The sequence below is a fragment of the Streptomyces sp. NPDC048639 genome (assembly GCF_043199075.1).
Lineage (GTDB): Bacteria > Actinomycetota > Actinomycetes > Streptomycetales > Streptomycetaceae > Streptomyces.
The window spans coordinates 18,798-37,646 of the sequence record NZ_JBICVP010000020.1 but is presented as its reverse complement, the minus strand read 5'-3'; the positions used below and the strand labels follow the sequence as shown (position 1 = coordinate 37,646).

At 70.9% G+C, this 18,849-nt stretch carries 7 protein-coding genes; 1 reads left to right on the top strand and 6 read right to left on the bottom strand.

The genetic code is table 11. The features are described from left to right. The coding region (locus ACGFNH_RS32505; RefSeq protein WP_393659965.1) for an SDR family NAD(P)-dependent oxidoreductase at window positions 1-12,296 on the bottom strand (12,296 nt) is incomplete at its 3' end. Window positions 12,297-12,518: 222 nt separating this feature from the next. After that, window positions 12,519-13,883 carry a cytochrome P450 gene (locus ACGFNH_RS32500; RefSeq protein ID WP_393659963.1) on the bottom strand — a complete coding sequence of 455 codons (1,365 nt, stop codon included), beginning with the start codon at window positions 13,881-13,883 and terminating at the stop codon, window positions 12,519-12,521. 406 nt (window positions 13,884-14,289) lie between these two features. Here ACGFNH_RS32500 and ACGFNH_RS32495 point away from each other — a divergent pair, with 406 nt between their 5' ends. Next, window positions 14,290-15,075 carry a VC0807 family protein gene (locus ACGFNH_RS32495; RefSeq protein WP_393659961.1) on the top strand — a complete coding sequence of 262 codons (786 nt, stop codon included), beginning with the start codon at window positions 14,290-14,292 and terminating at the stop codon, window positions 15,073-15,075. A gap of 129 nt (window positions 15,076-15,204) precedes the next feature. Here ACGFNH_RS32495 and ACGFNH_RS32490 read toward each other — a convergent pair whose 3' ends face one another. The 4 genes from ACGFNH_RS32490 to ACGFNH_RS32475 are packed head-to-tail and all read right to left on the bottom strand — an operon-like array spanning window position 15,205 to window position 18,762. Then, a complete protein-coding gene (locus ACGFNH_RS32490) occupies window positions 15,205-16,434 on the bottom strand; it encodes an NAD(P)/FAD-dependent oxidoreductase (protein WP_393659959.1) in 1,230 nt (409 codons plus the stop codon). Then, window positions 16,431-17,459 (bottom strand): dTDP-glucose 4,6-dehydratase, encoded by a 1,029-nt coding sequence (gene rfbB, locus ACGFNH_RS32485; RefSeq protein WP_393659958.1) that lies wholly within the window; start codon window positions 17,457-17,459, stop codon window positions 16,431-16,433. The genes ACGFNH_RS32490 and rfbB overlap by 4 nt, the downstream gene beginning before the upstream one ends. Beyond that, window positions 17,456-18,523 (bottom strand): glucose-1-phosphate thymidylyltransferase, encoded by a 1,068-nt coding sequence (locus ACGFNH_RS32480; protein WP_393659956.1) that lies wholly within the window; start codon window positions 18,521-18,523, stop codon window positions 17,456-17,458. The genes rfbB and ACGFNH_RS32480 overlap by 4 nt, the downstream gene beginning before the upstream one ends. 44 nt (window positions 18,524-18,567) lie before the next feature. After that, window positions 18,568-18,762, bottom strand: coding sequence for a ferredoxin (locus ACGFNH_RS32475; RefSeq protein ID WP_393659954.1), 195 nt, complete (start codon window positions 18,760-18,762; stop codon window positions 18,568-18,570). Window positions 18,763-18,849 lie beyond the last annotated feature (87 nt).

The following is an 18,849-nucleotide window of genomic DNA, read 5'->3' as shown; positions in this document are numbered from 1 at the left end:
ACCGTCAGATCCTCCACACGGTCACAGCCCGCCTGCTCCCCCACCCGCAACGCCAGCTCCAGGAACCCCGTCCCCGGGAAGACCGCCGATCCCGCCACCATGTGATCCCGCAACCACTCATGCGAAACCAACGACAGACGGCTCGTGAACAACAACTCATCACCACTGGCCAGCTCGACCGCCGCTCCCAGCAGCGGATGCCCGGCCGACCCCAGACCCAGCGCCCCCAGATCCCTGGTCGCCCATGCGGAGGTGCCGGGCCAGAAGCGCCGTCGCTGGAATGCGTACGTCGGCAGATCCACGTGCAGCGGCGCGGCGGCCGAAGCGAAGACAGCGGCCCAGTCGAGCACCGCGCCCCGAGTGAAGAGTTCGGCGGCTGCCGTGAGGAGTGCCGTGGCCTCGGGCCGGTCCTTGCGCAGGGTCGGAGTCAGCAGGTGTCCCGAAGCGTCGAGGCCCCCCTGCGCGAGCGCGGTCAGCGTGCCGTCCGGGCCCAGCTCCACGAACCTCGTGACCTGCTGCCCCTCCAAACACCGCACACCGTCGGCGAAACGCACCGGCCGCCGCACCTGATCCACCCAGTACCCGGCCGACATCAACTCCTCGGCCTCAGCCACCTTGCCGGTCACCGTCGAAACGATCGCCACCCGCGGCTCGCCGTAGACGACGCTCTCGGCCACCTGCCGGAATTCCTCCAGCATCGGCTCCATCAACGGCGAATGGAACGCATGGCTCACCCGCAGCGAGGTGACCTTGCGATCCAGCGCACGGAAGTGATCCGCGACCGCTTCCACGGCCTCCGCCGCACCCGAAACCACCACCGCCTGCGGCCCATTGACCGCCGCAACACCGACCTCGGCCTCCCGCCCCTCCACCAGAGGCAACACCTCACCCTCCGACGCCTGAAGCGAAACCATCGCGCCACCCTCGGGCAGCGCCTGCATCAACCGGCCTCGGGCGACCACGAGTCGGCAGGCGTCGGGCAGCGACCACACACCCGCCACGTGCGCGGCGGCGATCTCACCGATGGAGTGACCGGCGAGAACTTCCGGGTGCACCCCCCACGACTCCAGCAGCCGGAACAACGCCACTTCCAGCGCGAACAACGCAGGCTGCGCGAACTCCGTACGGTTCAACCGCTCCGCGTCCTCGCCGAACACCACCTCCCGCAGAGAGAACGGGACCTCCCCGTCCACCGCGTCGAAAGCCTCGGCGAAAGCGGGATAGCTCTCGTACAACTCCCGGCCCATGCCGACCCGCTGCGAACCCTGCCCCGCAAAGAGGAAGGCGGTACGCCCGCCGGCCTGCGCGGAGCTCTGTACGACGTGAGGTTCGGCGCGGCCCTCGGCCAGCGCACTGAGGGCGTGCAGCAGTTCGTGGCGGTCCGCGGCCATGATCACCGCGCGCTGCTCCAGCGCGGTCCGTGTCGTGGCCAATGCCAGGGCGGTGTCGACGAAGGAGAGGTCGGACCCGGCCTCCACGAAGGCGGCCAGGCGCTCGGCCTGGGCGGGCAGTCGGCCACCGGCCGCGGACAGCACCCACGGCAGGACCCGCGGGAGCACCGGCGCTTCCCCGGCCTTCTCCGCCTCCGCTCCCGTATCGAGGGCCTGTTCGAGGATGACGTGGGCGTTGGTGCCGCTGATCCCGAAGGACGACACACCCGCACGACGCGGACGGTCCTCCGGCTTCGGCCATTCCACGTTCTCCTTCAGCAGGGAGATCTCCCCCGCCGACCAGTCGACATGCGAGGACGGCTCGTCCACATGCAGGGTGCGCGGCAGGATCCCCTGCCGCATGGCCATCACCATCTTGATCACACCGCCGACACCGGCAGCGGCCTGCGTGTGACCGACATTCGACTTCAACGAACCCAGCCACAGGGGCTGTTCACGATCCTGGCCATACGTGGCGAGCAGGGCCTGCGCCTCGATCGGATCACCCAGCGGCGTACCCGTGCCGTGCGCCTCCACCGCATCCACATCCGCCGGCTTCAGACCCGCACCCGCCAGCGCCTGCCGGATCACCCGCTGCTGCGAAGGACCGTTCGGCGCGGTCAGACCATTCGACGCACCATCCTGATTCACCGCCGACCCGGCAACCACCGCCAGCACCTGATGGCCATGGCGGCGCGCATCCGACAGCCGCTCCACCAGCAGCAGACCCACACCCTCGGCCCACGCCGTCCCGTCCGCACCGTCCGAGAACGCCTTGCACCGACCGTCCGACGCCAACCCCCGCTGCCGCGAGAACTCCACGAACGTGTCCGGTGTCGACATGACGGTCACACCACCGGCCAGCGCCAAGTCGCACTCACCACTGCGCAGCGCCTGAGCGGCCAGATGCAGCGCCACCAACGACGACGAACACGCCGTGTCCACCGTCACCGCGGGACCCTCGAAACCGAAGGTGTACGCGATACGGCCCGACGCCACACTGCCGGTGTTCCCGGTCAGCAGGTAGCCGTCAGCTCCTTCGGCCGTGCCCCGCAGCGACGAGCCGTAGTCCTGGGCCATGGCGCCGGCGAAGACGCCGGTACGGCTGCCGCGCAGGACCGACGGCTCGATTCCCGCCCGCTCGAAGACCTCCCACGACGTCTCCAGCAGCAGCCGCTGCTGCGGATCCATCGCCAGTGCCTCACGCGGCGAGATCCCGAAGAGCGCGGCGTCGAACTCGGACGCGCCGTAGAGAAAGCCGCCTTCGCGGACGTAGGTACGGCCGATCCGCCCCGGCTCGGGGTCGTAGAGTCCCTCCAGGTCCCAGCCGCGGTCGGCGGGGAAGTCGCCGATGCCGTCCCCGCCCTCGCTGACCAGCCGCCAGAGGCCTTCGGGCGACTCGACGCCTCCGGGGAACCGGCAGGCCATCCCCACGATCACCACCGGATCGTCGCCCGCAGTCATCACCGCGGGCAGCATGCCGGGGGTGGCCGGCTGCTCCTCTCCGCCGAGCAGTTCCGTCTTGATGTACCGGACCAGGACGGCCGGTGTGGGGTAGTCGAAGATCAGGGTGGAGGGGAGCCGCATGCCGGTGGCGGCGTTCACGCGGTTGCGCAGTTCGACCGAGGTCAGAGAGTCGAAGCCCAGTTCCTTGAAGGTGTGGTCCGCGTCGATGTCGGCCGCGGAAGCGTGGCCGAGCACTGCTGCCGCCGCTCCGTGGACCAGGTGGGACAGGAGGCGTTCACGGTCGGCGGGCGCCGTCGCGGCGAGCTGTGCCTTGAGGTCCTGATCGTGCGTTCCGGTGCCGACCTCGGCCTTGCGGCGGGCACGTACGCGGACCAGGGAACGGAGAAGCGGGGGAACGTCATCCGCGGCCCGCCGACGCAATCCCGCGAGATCGAGGTCGACCGGCAGCACAGCTGCCCGCTCAAGCCCGGCACCGCCCTCCAGCGCGGCATCCAGCAGTCCGAGTCCGCGCTCCGGAGCCAGTGGCAGCATGCCGGTGCGTGCCATACGCCGCAGGTCCGCTTCGCTCAGGTCGGCAGTCATGCCGGCGCCGGGTGCCCATGGGCCCCAGGCAAGGGCGGTGGCGGGCAGTCCGGAGGAGCGGCGGGTCGCGGCGAAGGCGTCCAGGAAGGCGTTGGCTGCCGCGTAGTTGGCCTGCCCGGCACCGCCGAACGTGCCCATGACCGAGGAGAAGACGACGAACGCCGACAGGTCGGCATCGTGAGTCAGCTCATGCAGATGTGCGACGGCATCCGCTTTCGGCCGCATCACACGGGACATGCGCTCCGGGGTCAGGGAGCCCACCACGCCGTCATCGACGATGCCCGCCGTATGCACCACGGCCGTCAGGGGATGCTCAACCGGCACCGCGGCCAGTACGTCCGCCAGGGCCGCGCGATCCGACACATCCGTGCTTGCCAGGGTCACTTCGGCGCCCAAGTCGGACAGCTCGGAGGCGAGTTCGTCCGCGCCCGGCGCCTCCGGACCACGACGGCTCGCCAACAGCAGGTGTCGCGCACCGTGTTCGGTGACCAGGTGCCGGGCCACGAGCGCTCCCAGGCCACCCGTACCACCGGTGATCAGCACCGTGCCGTCCGGATCCATCGGCGCCGGGACCGTGAGGACGACCTTGCCCACATGCCGCGCCTGCGACAGATAGCGGAACGCCTCCGGAGCGCGCCGCACATCCCAGCAGGTCACGGGGAGGGGTTCGAGCACCCCCGCTTCGAAGAGGGCGACCAGCTCCGACAGCATCTGCCCGATCCGCATCGGGGCCACGTCCATCAGGTCGAACGCGCGATATGCCACACCCGGATGCTCGGTGGCGACGGTCACCGCGTCACGGATGTCGGTCTTGCCCATCTCCAGGAACCGGCCGCCCCGGGGCAGCAGCCGGAGCGAGGCATCCACGAACTCCCCGGCGAGGGAGTCCAGCACCACATCCATGCCACGACCACCGGTCGCCGCGAGGAACGCCGCTTCGAACTCCGTATCCCGCGAGGAAGCTATGCGCTCATCGTCAAGACCCAGACCGCGCAGCGTGTCCCACTTGCCCGCGCTCGCCGTACCGAACACCTCTGCACCCAGATGACGCGCCAGCTGGGTCGCGGCCATACCGACACCACCGGCTGCTGCGTGCACCAGGACCGACTCCCCCGGCTGCACATCACCCAGATCCCTCAACGCGTGATACGCCGTCAGGAAGACAATCGGCACCGACGCAGCCTGCGCGAACGACCACCCCGACGGCATCCGCACCACCGTCCGCGCATCCGCCACCGCAACCGGACCGAACGCACCCGAGAACATCCCGAACACCCGGTCACCGACGGCCAGTTCAACGACGCCCGCCCCGACCTCGGTCACGACACCGGCGCCTTCCAGACCGAAATCCTTGGCATCACCGGGATACATACCGAGCGCGTTCAGCACATCGCGGAAGTTGACGCCCGCCGCCCGCACCCCGATACGGACCTGCCCCGGCGCCAACTCGGCCTCCGCCTCCGGAACCGCCCGCAGCGCCAGCCCCTCCAACGTCCCCTTCTCACGGATGTCCAGCCGCCACAGCGACCCTTCCGACTCCCCGACGGGAAGGGCGAGTTCACCGACCGAGGTCACACGGCCCAGACGCGGAACGAAGGCGGCACCACCCCGTACGGCACACTCCGCCTCACCCGAGGCAAGCACCCCCGCGACAACCGCCCACGACTCCTCCGCACCATCCACGTCCAGCAACGCGAACCGACCCGGATTCTCCGCACGAGCCGCCCGCACCAGACCCCACACCGCAGCCAACGCCGGATCCGGAAGCTCCTCGTCGAGACCGACCGCCCCCTCCGTGACGATCACCAGGCGCGCGCCCTCGAACCGCTCCTCCGCCAGCCACCCGCGTACCAACGCGAGTACGTTCGCGGCGAGGGCATGGGCTGCCGCCGGCTCGCTGCCGAAGGGGCGCTCGGTCCGCACCAGTACGTCACCCGCGACGGGATCATCCGGCGCGGGCAGACCGGCGCGCACCTCGGGGACCGGTCCCGCCGAGGCCGGCACGCGCGCCCAGTCGAGTTGAAACAGCCCGTCCCGGGAGCCGTCCTGGGCCGGAGCGAGCACACCGGGTGCCTCGCGCAGCACCAGGGACTCCACGGAGGCCACCGCAGCCCCGGTCGTGTCCGCCAGTTCCAGCGCCACCGCGTCAGGGCCCACCGGAGCCACGCGCACCCTCAGTTCCCGCGCGCCCGTGGCCCACAGCGACGCGCCGCTCCACACGAACGGCAACCGCAGCGAGCCGTCGGCACCGAACACGCCTCGCAGGACGGCGTGCAGGACGGCGTCCAGCAGCGCCGGGTGCAACCCGAAACGCTGCGCCAGTTCCTCGTGTTCGGCGGGCAGGGCAACGTCGGCGAAGACCTCGTCGCCGCGCCGCCAGAGGCCGCGCAGACCCTGGAACACCGGACCGTACGACAGCCCTATCCCGGCGAAACGCTCGTACGCCCCATCGACCGACTCCGCGACCGCATCCCGCGGCGGCCACACAGCGAAGTCGAAGGGCTCGTCCGGGCGGGGCGCCTCCGCCTCGGGGCTCACCACGCCGGTGGCATGGAGGCTCCAGGCCTCGCCCTCCGGGGCGTCGTCGGGGCGGGAGAACACGCTGACGCCGCGGCGGCCCGAGTCGTCAGGGCCGTTCACCAGCACCTGGACGTGCACACCGCCCCGCTCGGGGAGCACGAGGGGCACGGCGATCGTCAGGTCCTCCACCCGCTCGCAACCGACCGCGTCGGCGCCACGGAGGACGAGTTCCAGGAAGCCGGTTCCGGGGAACAGGACCGCGCCCCCGACCACGTGGTCCCGCAGCCATGGATGGCTCTGCAGCGACAGGCGGCCGGTGAACACGACCCCTTCGGAGTCGGCCGGCTCAACGGCCGCTCCGAGCAGCGGGTGGTCGGTGGCGGAGAGGCCGAGGAAGGAGACGTCGCCTCCGCGCCGTTCCCCGGCCGGACTCGGCCAATAGCTCTTGCGCTGGAACGCATACGTCGGCAGGTCGACCGTGCGCGCGCCGCTCCCGGCGAAGACCGCGGGCCAGTTGACGTCGCCGCCACGGGCGAACAACCCGGCGACCGCGGCGAGCACCGCACCCACCTCGGGCCGGTCCTTGCGCAGGGACGGCAGCAGCAGCGAATCGCCGCCCTCCGCGTCCAGGCACGCCTGGGCCAGCGCGGTCAGCGTGCCGTCGGGTCCGAGTTCCACGAACCGGGCGACACCCATGCCGGCGAGCGTGCGCACGGCATCGCCGTAGCGGACGGTCCGGCGGACGTGCCGCACCCAGTACTCCGGGGTCATCAGCTCGGCGGGGTCCGCGGACGTCCCGGTGAGCGTGGAGACGACGTCCGTCCGAGGCTCGCCGTACGAGAGCCCTTCCGCCACTGAGCGGAACTCGGCCAGCATCGGCTCCATGAGCGGCGAGTGGAAGGCGTGACTGACGCGGAGGGCGGTCGTCTTGCGGTCCTGGGCGCGGAAGTGGTCCGCGATCCCTTCCACCGCATCGACGTCACCGGCGATGACAACCGTCTGCGGGCCGTTGACCGCGGCGATGTCCACCCGGTCGTTCAGGAGCGGCAGCATCTCGTCCTCGGTCGCCTGCACCGCCACCATCGCGCCGCCCTCGGGCAGCGCCTGCATCAACCGGCCCCGGGCCACGACGAGACGGCACGCGTCGGGCAGCGACCACACACCGGCCACGTGCGCGGCGGCGATCTCACCGATGGAGTGACCGGCGAGAACGTCCGGGTGCACCCCCCACGACTCCAGCAGCCGGAACAACGCCACTTCCAGCGCGAACAACGCAGGCTGCGCGAATTCCGTACGGTTCAGCCGCTCGGCGTCGTCACCGAAGACGATCTCCCGCAGAGAGAACGGCAGTTCCGCGTCCACCGCATCGAAGGCCTCCGCGAAGACGCCGTACGTCCTGTGCAACTCCCGGCCCATATGGATCCGTTGGGACCCCTGACCGGCGAAGAGGAATGCGAGCTTCTTGCCCGAGCGCTCGACGGTGCCGTTGACGACCCCGGAGCCGCCCTCGCCCTCCGCCAGGGCGCGCAGCCCGTGTGCCAGTTCATCCCGGTCGGCGGCCAGGACCACGGCGCGGTGTTCCAGCGTGCACCGCGTGGTCGCCAGCGACAGTCCGATGTCGCGGGGCGAGAGTTCGGGGTCGGCCGCCAGGAGAGTCCCCAGCCGGGCTGCTTGCGCGCTCAGGGACGCGGGGTCTGCGGCGGAGAGCGGCAGCGGTACGGTCCGGCCGTCTGCGCGTACGGCGTCGTCCTCGTGCCCGTCGGTCCCGGGGGGCGGGGTCGGCTCGGTTGCCTGCTGGATGATGACGTGGGCGTTGGTGCCGCTGATACCGAAGGACGACACACCCGCACGACGCGGACGCCCCGTCTCGGGCCACGCACGCTCCTCGGTCAGCAGCGCGATGTCCCCGGCCGACCAGTCGACGTGCGAGGACGGCTCTTCGGCGTGGAGGGTGCGCGGCAGCATCCCCTGCCGCATCGCCATCACCATCTTGATCACACCGCCGACACCGGCAGCCGCCTGCGTGTGACCCACATTCGACTTCAATGAGCCGAGCCACAGGGGCTGTTCACGATCCTGGCCATACGTGGCGAGCAGGGCCTGAGCCTCGATCGGATCACCCAGCGGCGTACCCGTGCCGTGCGCCTCCACCGCATCCACATCCGCCGACTTCAGACCCGCACCGGCAAGGGCCTGCCGGATCACCCGCTGCTGCGAAGGACCGTTCGGCGCGGTCAGACCATTCGACGCACCATCCTGATTCACCGCCGACCCGGCAACCACCGCCAGCACCTGGTGGCCGTTGCGGCGCGCATCCGAGAGCCGCTCCACCAGCAGCAGACCCACGCCCTCGGCCCACGCCGTCCCGTCCGCACCGTCCGAGAACGCCTTGCACCGACCGTCCGACGCCAGCCCCCGCTGCCGCGAGAACTCCACGAACATCTCCGGACCCGCCATGACGGTGACACCACCGGCCAGCGCCAGATCGCACTCCCCCGACCGCAGCGTCTGCACCGCCAGATGCAGCGCCACGAGCGACGACGAACACGCCGTATCCACCGTCACCGCAGGACCCTCGAAACCGAAGGTGTACGCAATACGGCCCGAGGCGACGCTCGAGGTCGTGCCGGTAAGGACATAGCCGTCGGACTCTTCGACGCCCTCACGCAGGCGGGCTCCGTAGCCCTGCTCCACGAGGCCGGCGAAGACGCCGGTACGGCTGCCCCTCAGGACCGACGGGTCGATACCCGCCCGCTCGAAGACCTCCCACGACGTCTCCAGCAGGAACCGCTGCTGCGGGTCCATCGCCAGTGCCTCACGCGGCGAAATCCCGAACAGCCCCGCATCGAACAACGCGGCGTCGTGAAGGAACCCGCCTTCACGCACATACGTCCGGCCGGCACGGCCCGGCTCGGGATCGAAAAGCCCCTCCACGTCCCAGCCGCGATCGGTCGGGAACCCGCCGATCGCATCGCTCCCCTCACTCACGAGCCGCCACAGATCCTCCGGCGAACGAACACCGCCGGGGAACCGGCAGGCCATCCCCACGATCACCACCGGATCGTCGGCCACCCTCGTCGCTGCGGGCAGAGCGGTCGCGGGGTCGGCCTCGGTGCCGAAGAGCCGGGAGCCCAGATAGCCGGCCACGGCGTCGGAGGTCGGGTAGTCGAACAGCAGAGAGGAGGGCAGGGGCAGTCCGGTCGCCGCCTTGACGCGGTTACGGAGGTCGACGGACGTGAAGGAGTCGAAGCCGAGGTCCTTGAAGGTGCGCCGGGGCTCGACCTGGTCCCCGGAGTCGTGGTCGAGGATGGCCGCGGCGTGGGTGCGGACCAGTTCCAGCAGTGCGGTGTGCCGTTCGCGCGGTGCGAGGCGGCTGAGCCGGTCGCGCAGGGGCGAGGCGGTGTCGCCGTCGTCCTCGGCGTCGGCAACGGGCACGTCGTCGGTGGCCGGAGCGCCCGGGGAGGCCACGGCCTCGCGGACAACAGCGGGCGACGAACCGCCGCCGGCGGGTTCGGGCAGCCAGTAGCGGCGGCGCTGGAAGGCGTACGTCGGCAGTTCCGTGCGCCGCGCGCGGTGGGCGGCGAACACGGGGGTCCAGTCGACGGGGAGTCCGCGGGTGTGCAGGGCGGCGAGGGCCGCGAGGAACGCGAGCGCCTCGGGGCGGTCCTTGCGGACGGTGGGAACCGCGAGCGCGTCGTCGGTGCTGAGGCTCTCCTCGGCCAGGACCGTCAGCGTGGCGTCCGGGCCCAGTTCCAGGAAGCGCCGGGCGCCCTGCTCCTCCAGTGTCCGGATGCCGTCGGCGAACCGCACGGGGCGACGGACGTGCTGCGTCCAGTAGTCGGGAGACGTCAGTTGCTCCGCTGTGGCGTTGCTGCCGGTGACGTCGGAGACGATGGGAAGCGTGGGCTGGCCGTAGGAGACGGAGGCGAGTACCGCACGGAACTCGTCCAGCATCGGCTCCATCAGCGGTGAGTGGAAGGCATGGCTGACGCGTAGAGCCGTTGTCCTGCGGTCCTGGGTGCGGAAGTGCGCGGCCACCTCCTCGACGGCCTCGGCCGCACCGGAGACCACGACCGCACGCGGGCCGTTGACGGCGGCGAGGCCGACCCGGTCGTTCAGCAGGGGCAGCACCTCGTCCTCGGTCGCCTGGAGCGCGGACATCGCGCCGCCCTCCGGGAGCGCCTGCATCAACCGCCCGCGGGCGAGGACCACGCGGCACGCGTCCGCCAGGGACCACACACCGGCGACATGGGCCGCCGCGATCTCGCCGACGGAGTGGCCGAAGAGCACGTCGGGGCGTGCACCGAAGGACTCGGCGAGGCGGAAGAGGGCGACTTCGAGGGCGAAGAGAGCCGGCTGGGCGTACTCGGTGCGGTTCAGCCGCTCCGCGTCGTCCCCGAAGACGATCTCCCGCAGAGAGAACGGCAGTTCGGCGTCCACCGCGTCGAACGCCTCGGTGAAGACGCGGGACGCCCCGTACAACTCGCGCCCCATGCCGAGCCGTTGTGATCCCTGGCCCGCGAAGAGGAACGCGGTGGGGGCCTGTCCGGCTGCGTCCGCGGTGCCGTCCGTCGCGGCCGGGGCGTTGGTGACGTGTGGTTCGAAGACTCCGGTGACGACGTCGGGAGAGGGGGTGCCCTCCGCCAGGGCGGTCAGCCCGCGCAGCAGGTCCTCGTGGTGGGTGCCGAGCACGACGGCGCGGTGTTCGAAGCGGGTCCTGGTCCGGGCCAGGGAGTGGGCGACGTCGGCCGGGTCGGGCGCGGAGCCGGTCTCCAGGTGGGTGAGCAGCCTGCGGGCCTGGCCCCGCAGCGCCTTGTCGGTACGGGCGGACAGGATCCATGGCAGCGGGACGCGGGAGGCACCGGGCGGAGCGGTGTCCGACACGGTCGCGTGGGGCCATTCCTCCAGCACCACATGGCAGTTGGTGCCGCCCATCCCGAAGGAGCTGACGCCGGCCCGTCGCGGCCGGTCCTCGTGCGGCCAGTGCCGGGGCTCGGCCGCGACCGCCACGTTGAGGTCGTCCAGAGGGATGGCGGGGTTGGGGGTCTCGAAGTTCAGGCTGGCCGGGATCTTCCCGTGGCTGAGGGAGAGGACGGTCTTGAGAAGCCCCGCGATGCCGGCCGCGCCCTCGAGGTGGCCGATGTTGGTCTTGACCGAGCCGACGAGCAGGGGGGTGCCGTTGGTGCGGGCGCGACCGCAGACCGTTCCGAGGGCCGCTGCCTCGATGGGGTCGCCGAGCCGCGTTCCGGTGCCGTGCAGCTCGATGTACTGCACGTCGGCAGGGTGCACCCGGGCCTGCCGGTACGCGAGGTGGAGCACCTCCTCCTGGGCCTCGCGCAGGGGTGCGGTCAGGCCGTCTCCGCCGCCGTCGTTGTTTGTCGCGCTCCCGCGGATCACGCAATGGATGCGGTCGCCGTCGGCGAGCGCGTGGGCGAGCGGCTTGAGGAGGACGAGGGCGCCGCCCTCGCCGCGCACGTAGCCGTTGGCGCGCGCGTCGAAGGTGTAGCAGTGGCCGTCGGGGGAGAGCGCGCCGAAGCCGGCGGAGGCGAGGGCGCTGTCGGGGGCGAGGGTGAGGTTCACGCCACCGGCCAGGGCGAGCCGGCTCTCACCTCGCCGCAGGCTCTCGCAGGCCATGTGCACGGCGACCAGGGAGGAGGACTGTCCGGCGTCGACGGTGAGGCTGGGGCCGCGCAGGCCGAGGACGTAGGAGAGGCGGTTGGCGATCATGCCGCGGTTGAGGCCGCTGAGCGTGTGCCGGCCGGCGTCGGTACCGAGGCGGCGGGCGAGGGCGGCGTAGTCGTCCCAGATGGCGCCGACGAAGACGCCGGTGCGGCTGCCGCGCAGCCGGGCGGGGAGGACGGCTCCTTCTTCCAACGCCTCCCAGCCGAGTTCGAGGATCAGGCGCTGCTGGGGGTCCATGGCCGCGGCCTCGCGCGGGGAGATGCCGAAGAAGCCGGGGTCGAAACGGTCGACGCCGTCGAGGTAGCCGCCGCGGCGGACGGTGCCGGGGGCGGCAGGGTCGGCGTCGGGAAGGGAGTCCCAGCGGTCCTCGGGGGTTTCCGTGACGGCGCTTTCGCCCTCGATCAGCAGGCGCCAGAAAGCAGCGGGATCGGGCGCCTGCGGAAAGCGGCAGGAGATTCCGACGACCGCTATCGCATTGTCGGCCGCCGTCGCGCCTTTTTCCCCGGACGGGATACGGGCCGTGTCCCCCGGAAGGGGTTGCGGCTGCCCGGGGGATTCCGGTCCCCGAAGGGGTGCCGGCGCGTCTTTCCGCGCCTGTGCGTCTTCTGGCAACACGGCCCCTGCCTCCGCCCTACGGATCCAGCGCATTCCCTGGCCGCGCATTCCGGCCGGATCCGACTGCCGCGCGACCGGCGAGACGATCGATTGATTGCGATGCGATGCGATGCGATCGATGGTTACGACGTTTTTCATACTGGCTGCTGCCTGCTGGCCAGTCGCGCAGGCACCCTGTGATCTAGGGAGACTTCTAAGGTGTTCGGCCCTGGTCAGGGGCCATCAGCGCCTGCGGTGGGCGACCATCTCGAGACCGCCGCGGGGCTGCAGGGTGAAGTCGCTCGTGACCCGGGTGGGCGGTTCGCCGACCGGCTCGAACTCCCAGTGCCGGCTGAGGGTCGCCAGTGCCATGACGCCTTCCATCTGTGCGAAGACATTGCCGATGCACTGCCGTGGTCCGGCACCGAAGGGCAGGTATGCCAGCTTGGGGCGGCCGGGAGCCTTGGCCTGGCCGCTGAAGGAGTCGAAGGGATCCTCGAACGACAGGAACCGCGAGGGGATGAACCGTTCCGGCTCGGGCCACCACGTGCTGTCGCGGTGCAGGACGTACGGGCTGACCATGATCACGCTGTTGCGGGGGATGTGGTAGCCGTTCGCCCGGTAGTCCTCCAGAGATCGGCGGACCAGGACCCAGGCCGGCGGGTACAGGCGCAGCGCCTCGGAGTACACGGCGTCGGTGAACATCAGACGCGGCAGGTCCTCGACCGTGGGCAGCCGGTCCCCCAGGACCCAGTCGATCTCCTTGTGCATCCGCTCGCGGATCTCGGGGTGGGTGCCGAGCAGGTAGTACGCCCAGGTCAGGGAGCCGGAGGAGGTTTCGTGCCCGGCCATCAGCAGAGTGATGGCCTCGTCCCGCAACTCCAGATCGGTGAGGTGCTCGCCGGTGTCCGCATCCGTGACCTGGAGCAGCAGCGACAGCAGGTCCTGACCGTCGCCGGAGCCCCTGCGACGGTCCTCGATCATGCCGTACACGATGTCGTCGACGGCCTGCAGGCCCTGCTTGAACTGACGGTTCGCGGGCAGCGGAAGATGCAGAAGGATCTTCCCGAAGGGGCTCAACTCCCAGCGCAGCGGGCCGCCCTCGCGGGGGAAGGCGGTGCGGATGCGGGCGGCGGCCTCACTCTCCAGGGAGACGTCGAACAGGGTGCGGGTGACCATGCCGAGAGCGAGCTCGTACATCTCCTCGTGGAAGTTGAACCGCTCGCCCTCGGTGAAGCGCGACGACGCTTCGTCGGCGATCGAGGCGAACGCGGAGCCGTACCCGGCGATGCGCTGCCGGTGGAAGACGGGCTGGATCAGCCTGCGCTGCCTGCGGTGGTAGGTGCCGACGCTGGTCACCAGGCCCTTGCCCAGGACGCGTTCGAGGCTGGAGCCCCAGTCGTCGGGGCCGGGCCCGGTCTTCTGGGCATCCTTGTCGAAGCGACGGCTGGACGCGATGATGACGTCCTGCACGACGTCGAAATCGCTGACGAGGAATGCGTCGGTCTTGCCCATCGGGACCCGCACCACCGGCCCGTACTGATCCCGCAGGCCGGACAGATAGTGCGGGACGTTCTTGATGACCTCGCGCATCTCCTTCAGCCCCATGACATCGGGTGAAGGTATGGAATCGGTGTGGGCGGACCACTCGCTTGTGTCGACGTGGGTCACAGATGTCTCCAAGGTCAGCGGAGGGTGACAGGCTCGATACGCCGAGACAGCTGTGCAGAGAATTTCGGTTCCTGCCACCGCGGCGGGAATTGGACCTGTGCAGGGGAGCCCTGGCGGCCGACGCTAGCACCGGGGGTTCGCGGGTCAATGAGTCCTCGGGGAGGTCTAGGGAATTCCAAAGGATTGCCCCGCTGAGGTGCATCGCCACGGTCGCGGGGCCGGGGGCGCACGTACGCTGTGCGCGTGGCGGCCGGCCCGGACGCCGACCGGCCCGGATGTGGGACGGATGACGTGAGGGCGACCGGGCAACCGTTCCGTACGGCCCCATTCGGACGGAGAACGCATGACCAGCAGTGGCAGCGCCCTACCGGATCAGCCCTCCGACGGGCGTGCCCGTGGCCGTGCCGGCGGTGGACGGGCCGCCCACGACGCACCGCCCTCCGATTCCGGGCCGCCCCTGCTGCTGACCCTGGTCGTGGACCTCGGTATCCCGATCGGCCTGTACTACGGGCTGACGGCGGCCGGGGTGAGCGATGTCCTCGCGCTGACGGCCGGTGCGGTGGTGCCCGCGGTCGCCACGCTCGTACGGTTCGCCAAGACGCGGCGGCTGGACGTCCTGGGCGTGTTCGTGACGACGATGCTGGTGCTCAGCATCATCGTGTCGGTGACCGGCGGCAGTGCGCGGATGCTGCTGGTCCGGGACGGCTGGCTGACGGGTGTGGCCGGGCTGGGCTTCCTGGTGTCGCTGCGCGGCAGGCGACCGCTGGCCTTCGGGTTCTCGCGGCGGCTGCTGGAACGGAGGACCACGGACAGCAGGACCTGGGACGAGTTGTGGGACCAGGTCCCGCACTTCCGGCGGATCTGGCGGGTCACCACGGTGATCTGGGGCATCGGGCTGCTGGTGGACTCCGGCATCCGGACGCTGATGGCGTACGCGCTTCCGGTGCATGTGGTGCCGGCGCTCAACGGCGCCCAGTACGGAGTCTTCACCCTGGTGATGCTGGTGATCGTCAACATCTACCACGCCCGCGCCGGGCTCTGGCAGATCCTGATGCCGGAACCGAACGACCGCATGCCCGGCCGTTACGACGCGGGCCCAGGGTCCCGCTCCGGGCGCGACCGCGGCTGACCGACCGGCGCGCGCCACTGTCGCCGCTGCCCCTGTCGGCGGCATGCTGCCGCTGAGCCAATGTCGCCGGTGTCGCGTACCGGAACCGAAGCGGAACCAGCCGAGGGGCGCCCCCGACCGCCGGGGCGCTCACGCCCCTGGTGCGCTGCCCGCCGTCGCCTCCGGCGTCTGTGCCGGTCGGCCCGTCCACGGAGCTCCACCCTCCACCAGGGGGCGGAGCTGCTGGACGGCACGGGGAAGGTTGACGGCGACGGCACCGCGGACGCGGCCCCCGGTGCAGTGGACCGCGGCGAACTTCCGCTCGGCGGGACTGCCTTCGACGATGTGGCACTGCTCGGCACCGGCGATGTCCCCGAACACCTGGATCTTCAGGTCGTGCTGGTCGGTCCAGAAGTACGGCAGGGGCGCGAAGGCTGTGGCCCTAGTGCCGGCGAGCACGTTGCGGGCGACGGCGACGGCCTGTTCGCCGGCGTGCGTGCGGTGCTCCGAACGCCGTAGCCGTCCCGTGCGCGCGTCGGGTCCGCGGGCCACGTCGCCCGCGGCCCACACGCCCGGCTCGGCCGCGCCCAGCACATCGCAGACGACACCGTCGTCGACACGGACGCCGCTGCCGCGCAGCCATTCGGTGTTGGTGAGCGAACCGGCCGCGACGAGCACCGCGTCCGCGGGCAGCAGCGTCCCGTCGGCCAGCCGTACGCCGGTCACCGCGCCGCCCGCGCCCTCCAGTCCGGCCACCCGCCCTTGCCGTACGCGCAGCCCGAGTTCGCGGTGCACGTCCGCGACCAGTCCGGCCGCCTGGGAACCGAGGAGGTCGAGGAGCGGTACGGGCCCGGGGCCGACCAGGGTGACGTCGGCCCCCCGTCCGCGGGCGGTGACGGCCGCCTCGGTGCCGAGCAGCCCTGCTCCGGCCACCACCAGGCGCACTCCCCCCGCCAGGGCTTCGCGGAGGGCGAGCGCATCGTCGAGGGTGCGCAGCACGTGCACGCCGGTCAGTCCTTCGGCGCCGGGCAGCCGCCGGGGCCTTACACCGGTGGCGACGACGACGGCGTCGGTGTGCAGCCGGGTGCCGTCGGCCAGTTCGACCGCGCGGCCGAGGCGATCCAGCCGGGCGGCCGCTGTCCCCAGCCGCAGGCCGATGCCGAGGCGTTCATAGGTGTCGGGTCGGCGCAGCCGGATGCGGTCCGGCTCCCACCGGCCGGAGAGGATCTGCTTGGACAGCGGCGGCCGGTCGTACGGCTCATGGCGTTCGGCGCCGACGAGGGTGAGGCGGCCTTCGTAGCCCAGTCGCCGCAAGGTCTCGGCGGTGGTGGCGCCGGCGGCGCCCGCGCCGACGACGACGATGTCGTCCAGGCCGGTCAACGGGGCACCCCGGCACCCTGCTTGAGCGGTTCCCACCAGGCCCGGTTCGTCCGGTACCAGGCGACGGTCTCGGCCAGGCCGGTGGCGAAGTCCTTGCGCGGCCGGTAGCCGAGTTCGTCGCGGATCTTGGTCCAGTCGACGCAGTAGCGGCGGTCGTGGCCCTTGCGGTCCTGCACGTATTCGATGCGGTCCGGACCGGCGCCGCATGCTTCGAGCAGGAGATCGGTGAGCCGGCGGTTGGTGAGCTCGGTGCCGCCGCCGATGTTGTAGACCTCGCCGGCCCGGCCGCGGGTGCGGACCAGTTCGACGCCCTGCACATGGTCGTCGATGTGCAGCCAGTCGCGGACGTTGCCGCCGTCCCCGTACAGCGGGACCTTCCGGCCGTCGAGAAGGTTGCTGACGAACAGCGGTATGACCTTCTCCGGGTACTGGTGGTGACCGTAGTTGTTGGAGCACCGGGTCACCCGTACGTCCAGGCCGTGGGTGCGGTGGTAGGCGAGGGCGAGCAGGTCGGAGGACGCCTTGGAGGCGGAGTAGGGGGAGTTGGGCTGTGGAGGGCAGTCCTCGCTCCACGCGCCGGTGTCGATGGAGCCGTACACCTCGTCGGTGGAGACGTGCACGAAGGTGCGGATCCCGTGGCGCAGCGCACCGTCGAGCAGGGTCTGGGTGCCCAGGACGTTGGTGCGGACGAACTCGGAGGAGCTGAGGATCGAGCGGTCCACATGCGACTCGGCGGCGAAGTGCACGACCTCGTCGTGGTCCGCCATGAGTGCGTCGACGAGTTCCTGGTCGCAGATGTCGCCCTTGACGAAGGCGAACGCGGGATGGTCGCGGATCCCGTCCAGGTTCGCCGGATTGCCTGCGTACGTGAGGCTGTCCAGGACGGTGACGGTGACCCCGGCCGGGCCGTCGGGGCCGAGCAGGGTCCTGACGTGGTGGGAGCCGATGAATCCGGCACCACCGGTCACCAGGACGCGGACGGCGCCCGCGGCGGGCGGGGGCGGGGCGGGGTGCTGGCCGGTCATGACGAGAGCTGCACCCGCCCGTGGTCGCCGATCACCAGCCGGTGAGTGGCGGGCACCCGCGGGCCGAGGGAGACCCGTACATTGCGGCCCACGAGCGAGCCCTCCACCCGGCGGATGCTGTCGAAGCCGGACTCCCGCAGGATGATGGAGAATTCGATCTCGCTGTTGCGGATGACGCAGTCCTCCGCGATGGCGGTGGACGGCCCGATGTAGGAGTTCTCGATGACGGTGCCGGGGCCGATGATCGCGGGCCCGACGATGCGGGAGCCTCGGATCACGGCTCCGGCGTCGATCTGCACCCGGCCGACGATCTCGCTGGTCTCGTCGACGTCCCCTTCGACCCGGTACTCCAGCAGGTCCAGCAGTCTGCGGTTGACGTCGAGGATGTCCGCGGCGTTGCCGGTGTCCTTCCAGTAACCGGTGATCACCGTGGTGCGCACGTCCCGGTCCCGCTCCAGCAGCCACTGGATGGCGTCGGTGATCTCCAGCTCACCGCGCGCGGAGGGGCCGATGGCGCGCACCGCCTCGTGGATCGACGGGCCGAAGAGATAGACGCCGACCAGTGCCAGGTCGCTCCTGGGATGCTCGGGTTTCTCCTCCAGCCGCAGCAGCCGCCCCGCGTCGTCGAGTTCGGCGACACCGAAGGCGGACGGGTTGGGCACACGGGTCAGCAGGAGTTGCGCGTCGGGGCCCTCCTTGCGGAACTCCTCGACGGTGTCGGTGATGCCGCCGAAGACGAAGTTGTCCCCGAGGAACATCACGAAGTCGTCGTCGCCGAGGAAGTCCCGGGCTATGAGCACGGCGTGGGACAGCCCGAGGGGGGCCTCCTGCCGGAGATAGGTGACGTCGAGACCGAACTCGGAGCCGTCGCCGACGGCCTGCCGGATCTCGTTCTCGGTGTCGCCGACCACGATCGCCACCTCGGTGATCCCGGCGTCGGCGATCGCCTCAAGCCCGTAGAAGAGGATGGGCTTGTTGGCCACCGGCACCAACTGCTTCGCGGAGGTGTGGGTGATCGGCCGCAGCCGGGTCCCCGCGCCTCCGGAGAGGACAAGAGCCTTCACGGTTCCACCCGCCTAACTGGTGTCGTGGGTAAGAGGGCCGGCCGTCAGGACTGGAGCTCGATGGCGCCGGAGGGGCAGATCATCTCCGCCTCCTCGACGCCGGCCTGGAGGTCCTGGGGCGGCTCGGACTGGAGCAGTTCCACGAGCCCGTCGTCCCGGCTCTGGTCGAAGACGCCGGCGGCCGCCAGCACGCACTGACCGGCTCCGACACAGCGGTCGCGATCCACGTTGATCTTCATGGTGTTGTCCTGTTCCGTGGTGGTCTGGTTCGCAGGGTCGGGGGTTCGCGCCCGCCGGCGGATCGTTTCCCGCAGCGGGTCGCGGTG

Coding starts and splice junctions, on each gene's coding strand:
- ACGFNH_RS32495 (WP_393659961.1), top strand. CDS start 14,290: ATGACCAGCAGTGGCAGCGCCCTACCGGATCAGCCCTCCGACGGGCGT.
- ACGFNH_RS32500 (WP_393659963.1), bottom strand. CDS start 13,883: ATGGGGCTGAAGGAGATGCGCGAGGTCATCAAGAACGTCCCGCACTAT.
- ACGFNH_RS32475 (WP_393659954.1), bottom strand. CDS start 18,762: ATGAAGATCAACGTGGATCGCGACCGCTGTGTCGGAGCCGGTCAGTGC.
- rfbB (WP_393659958.1), bottom strand. CDS start 17,459: ATGACCGGCCAGCACCCCGCCCCGCCCCCGCCCGCCGCGGGCGCCGTC.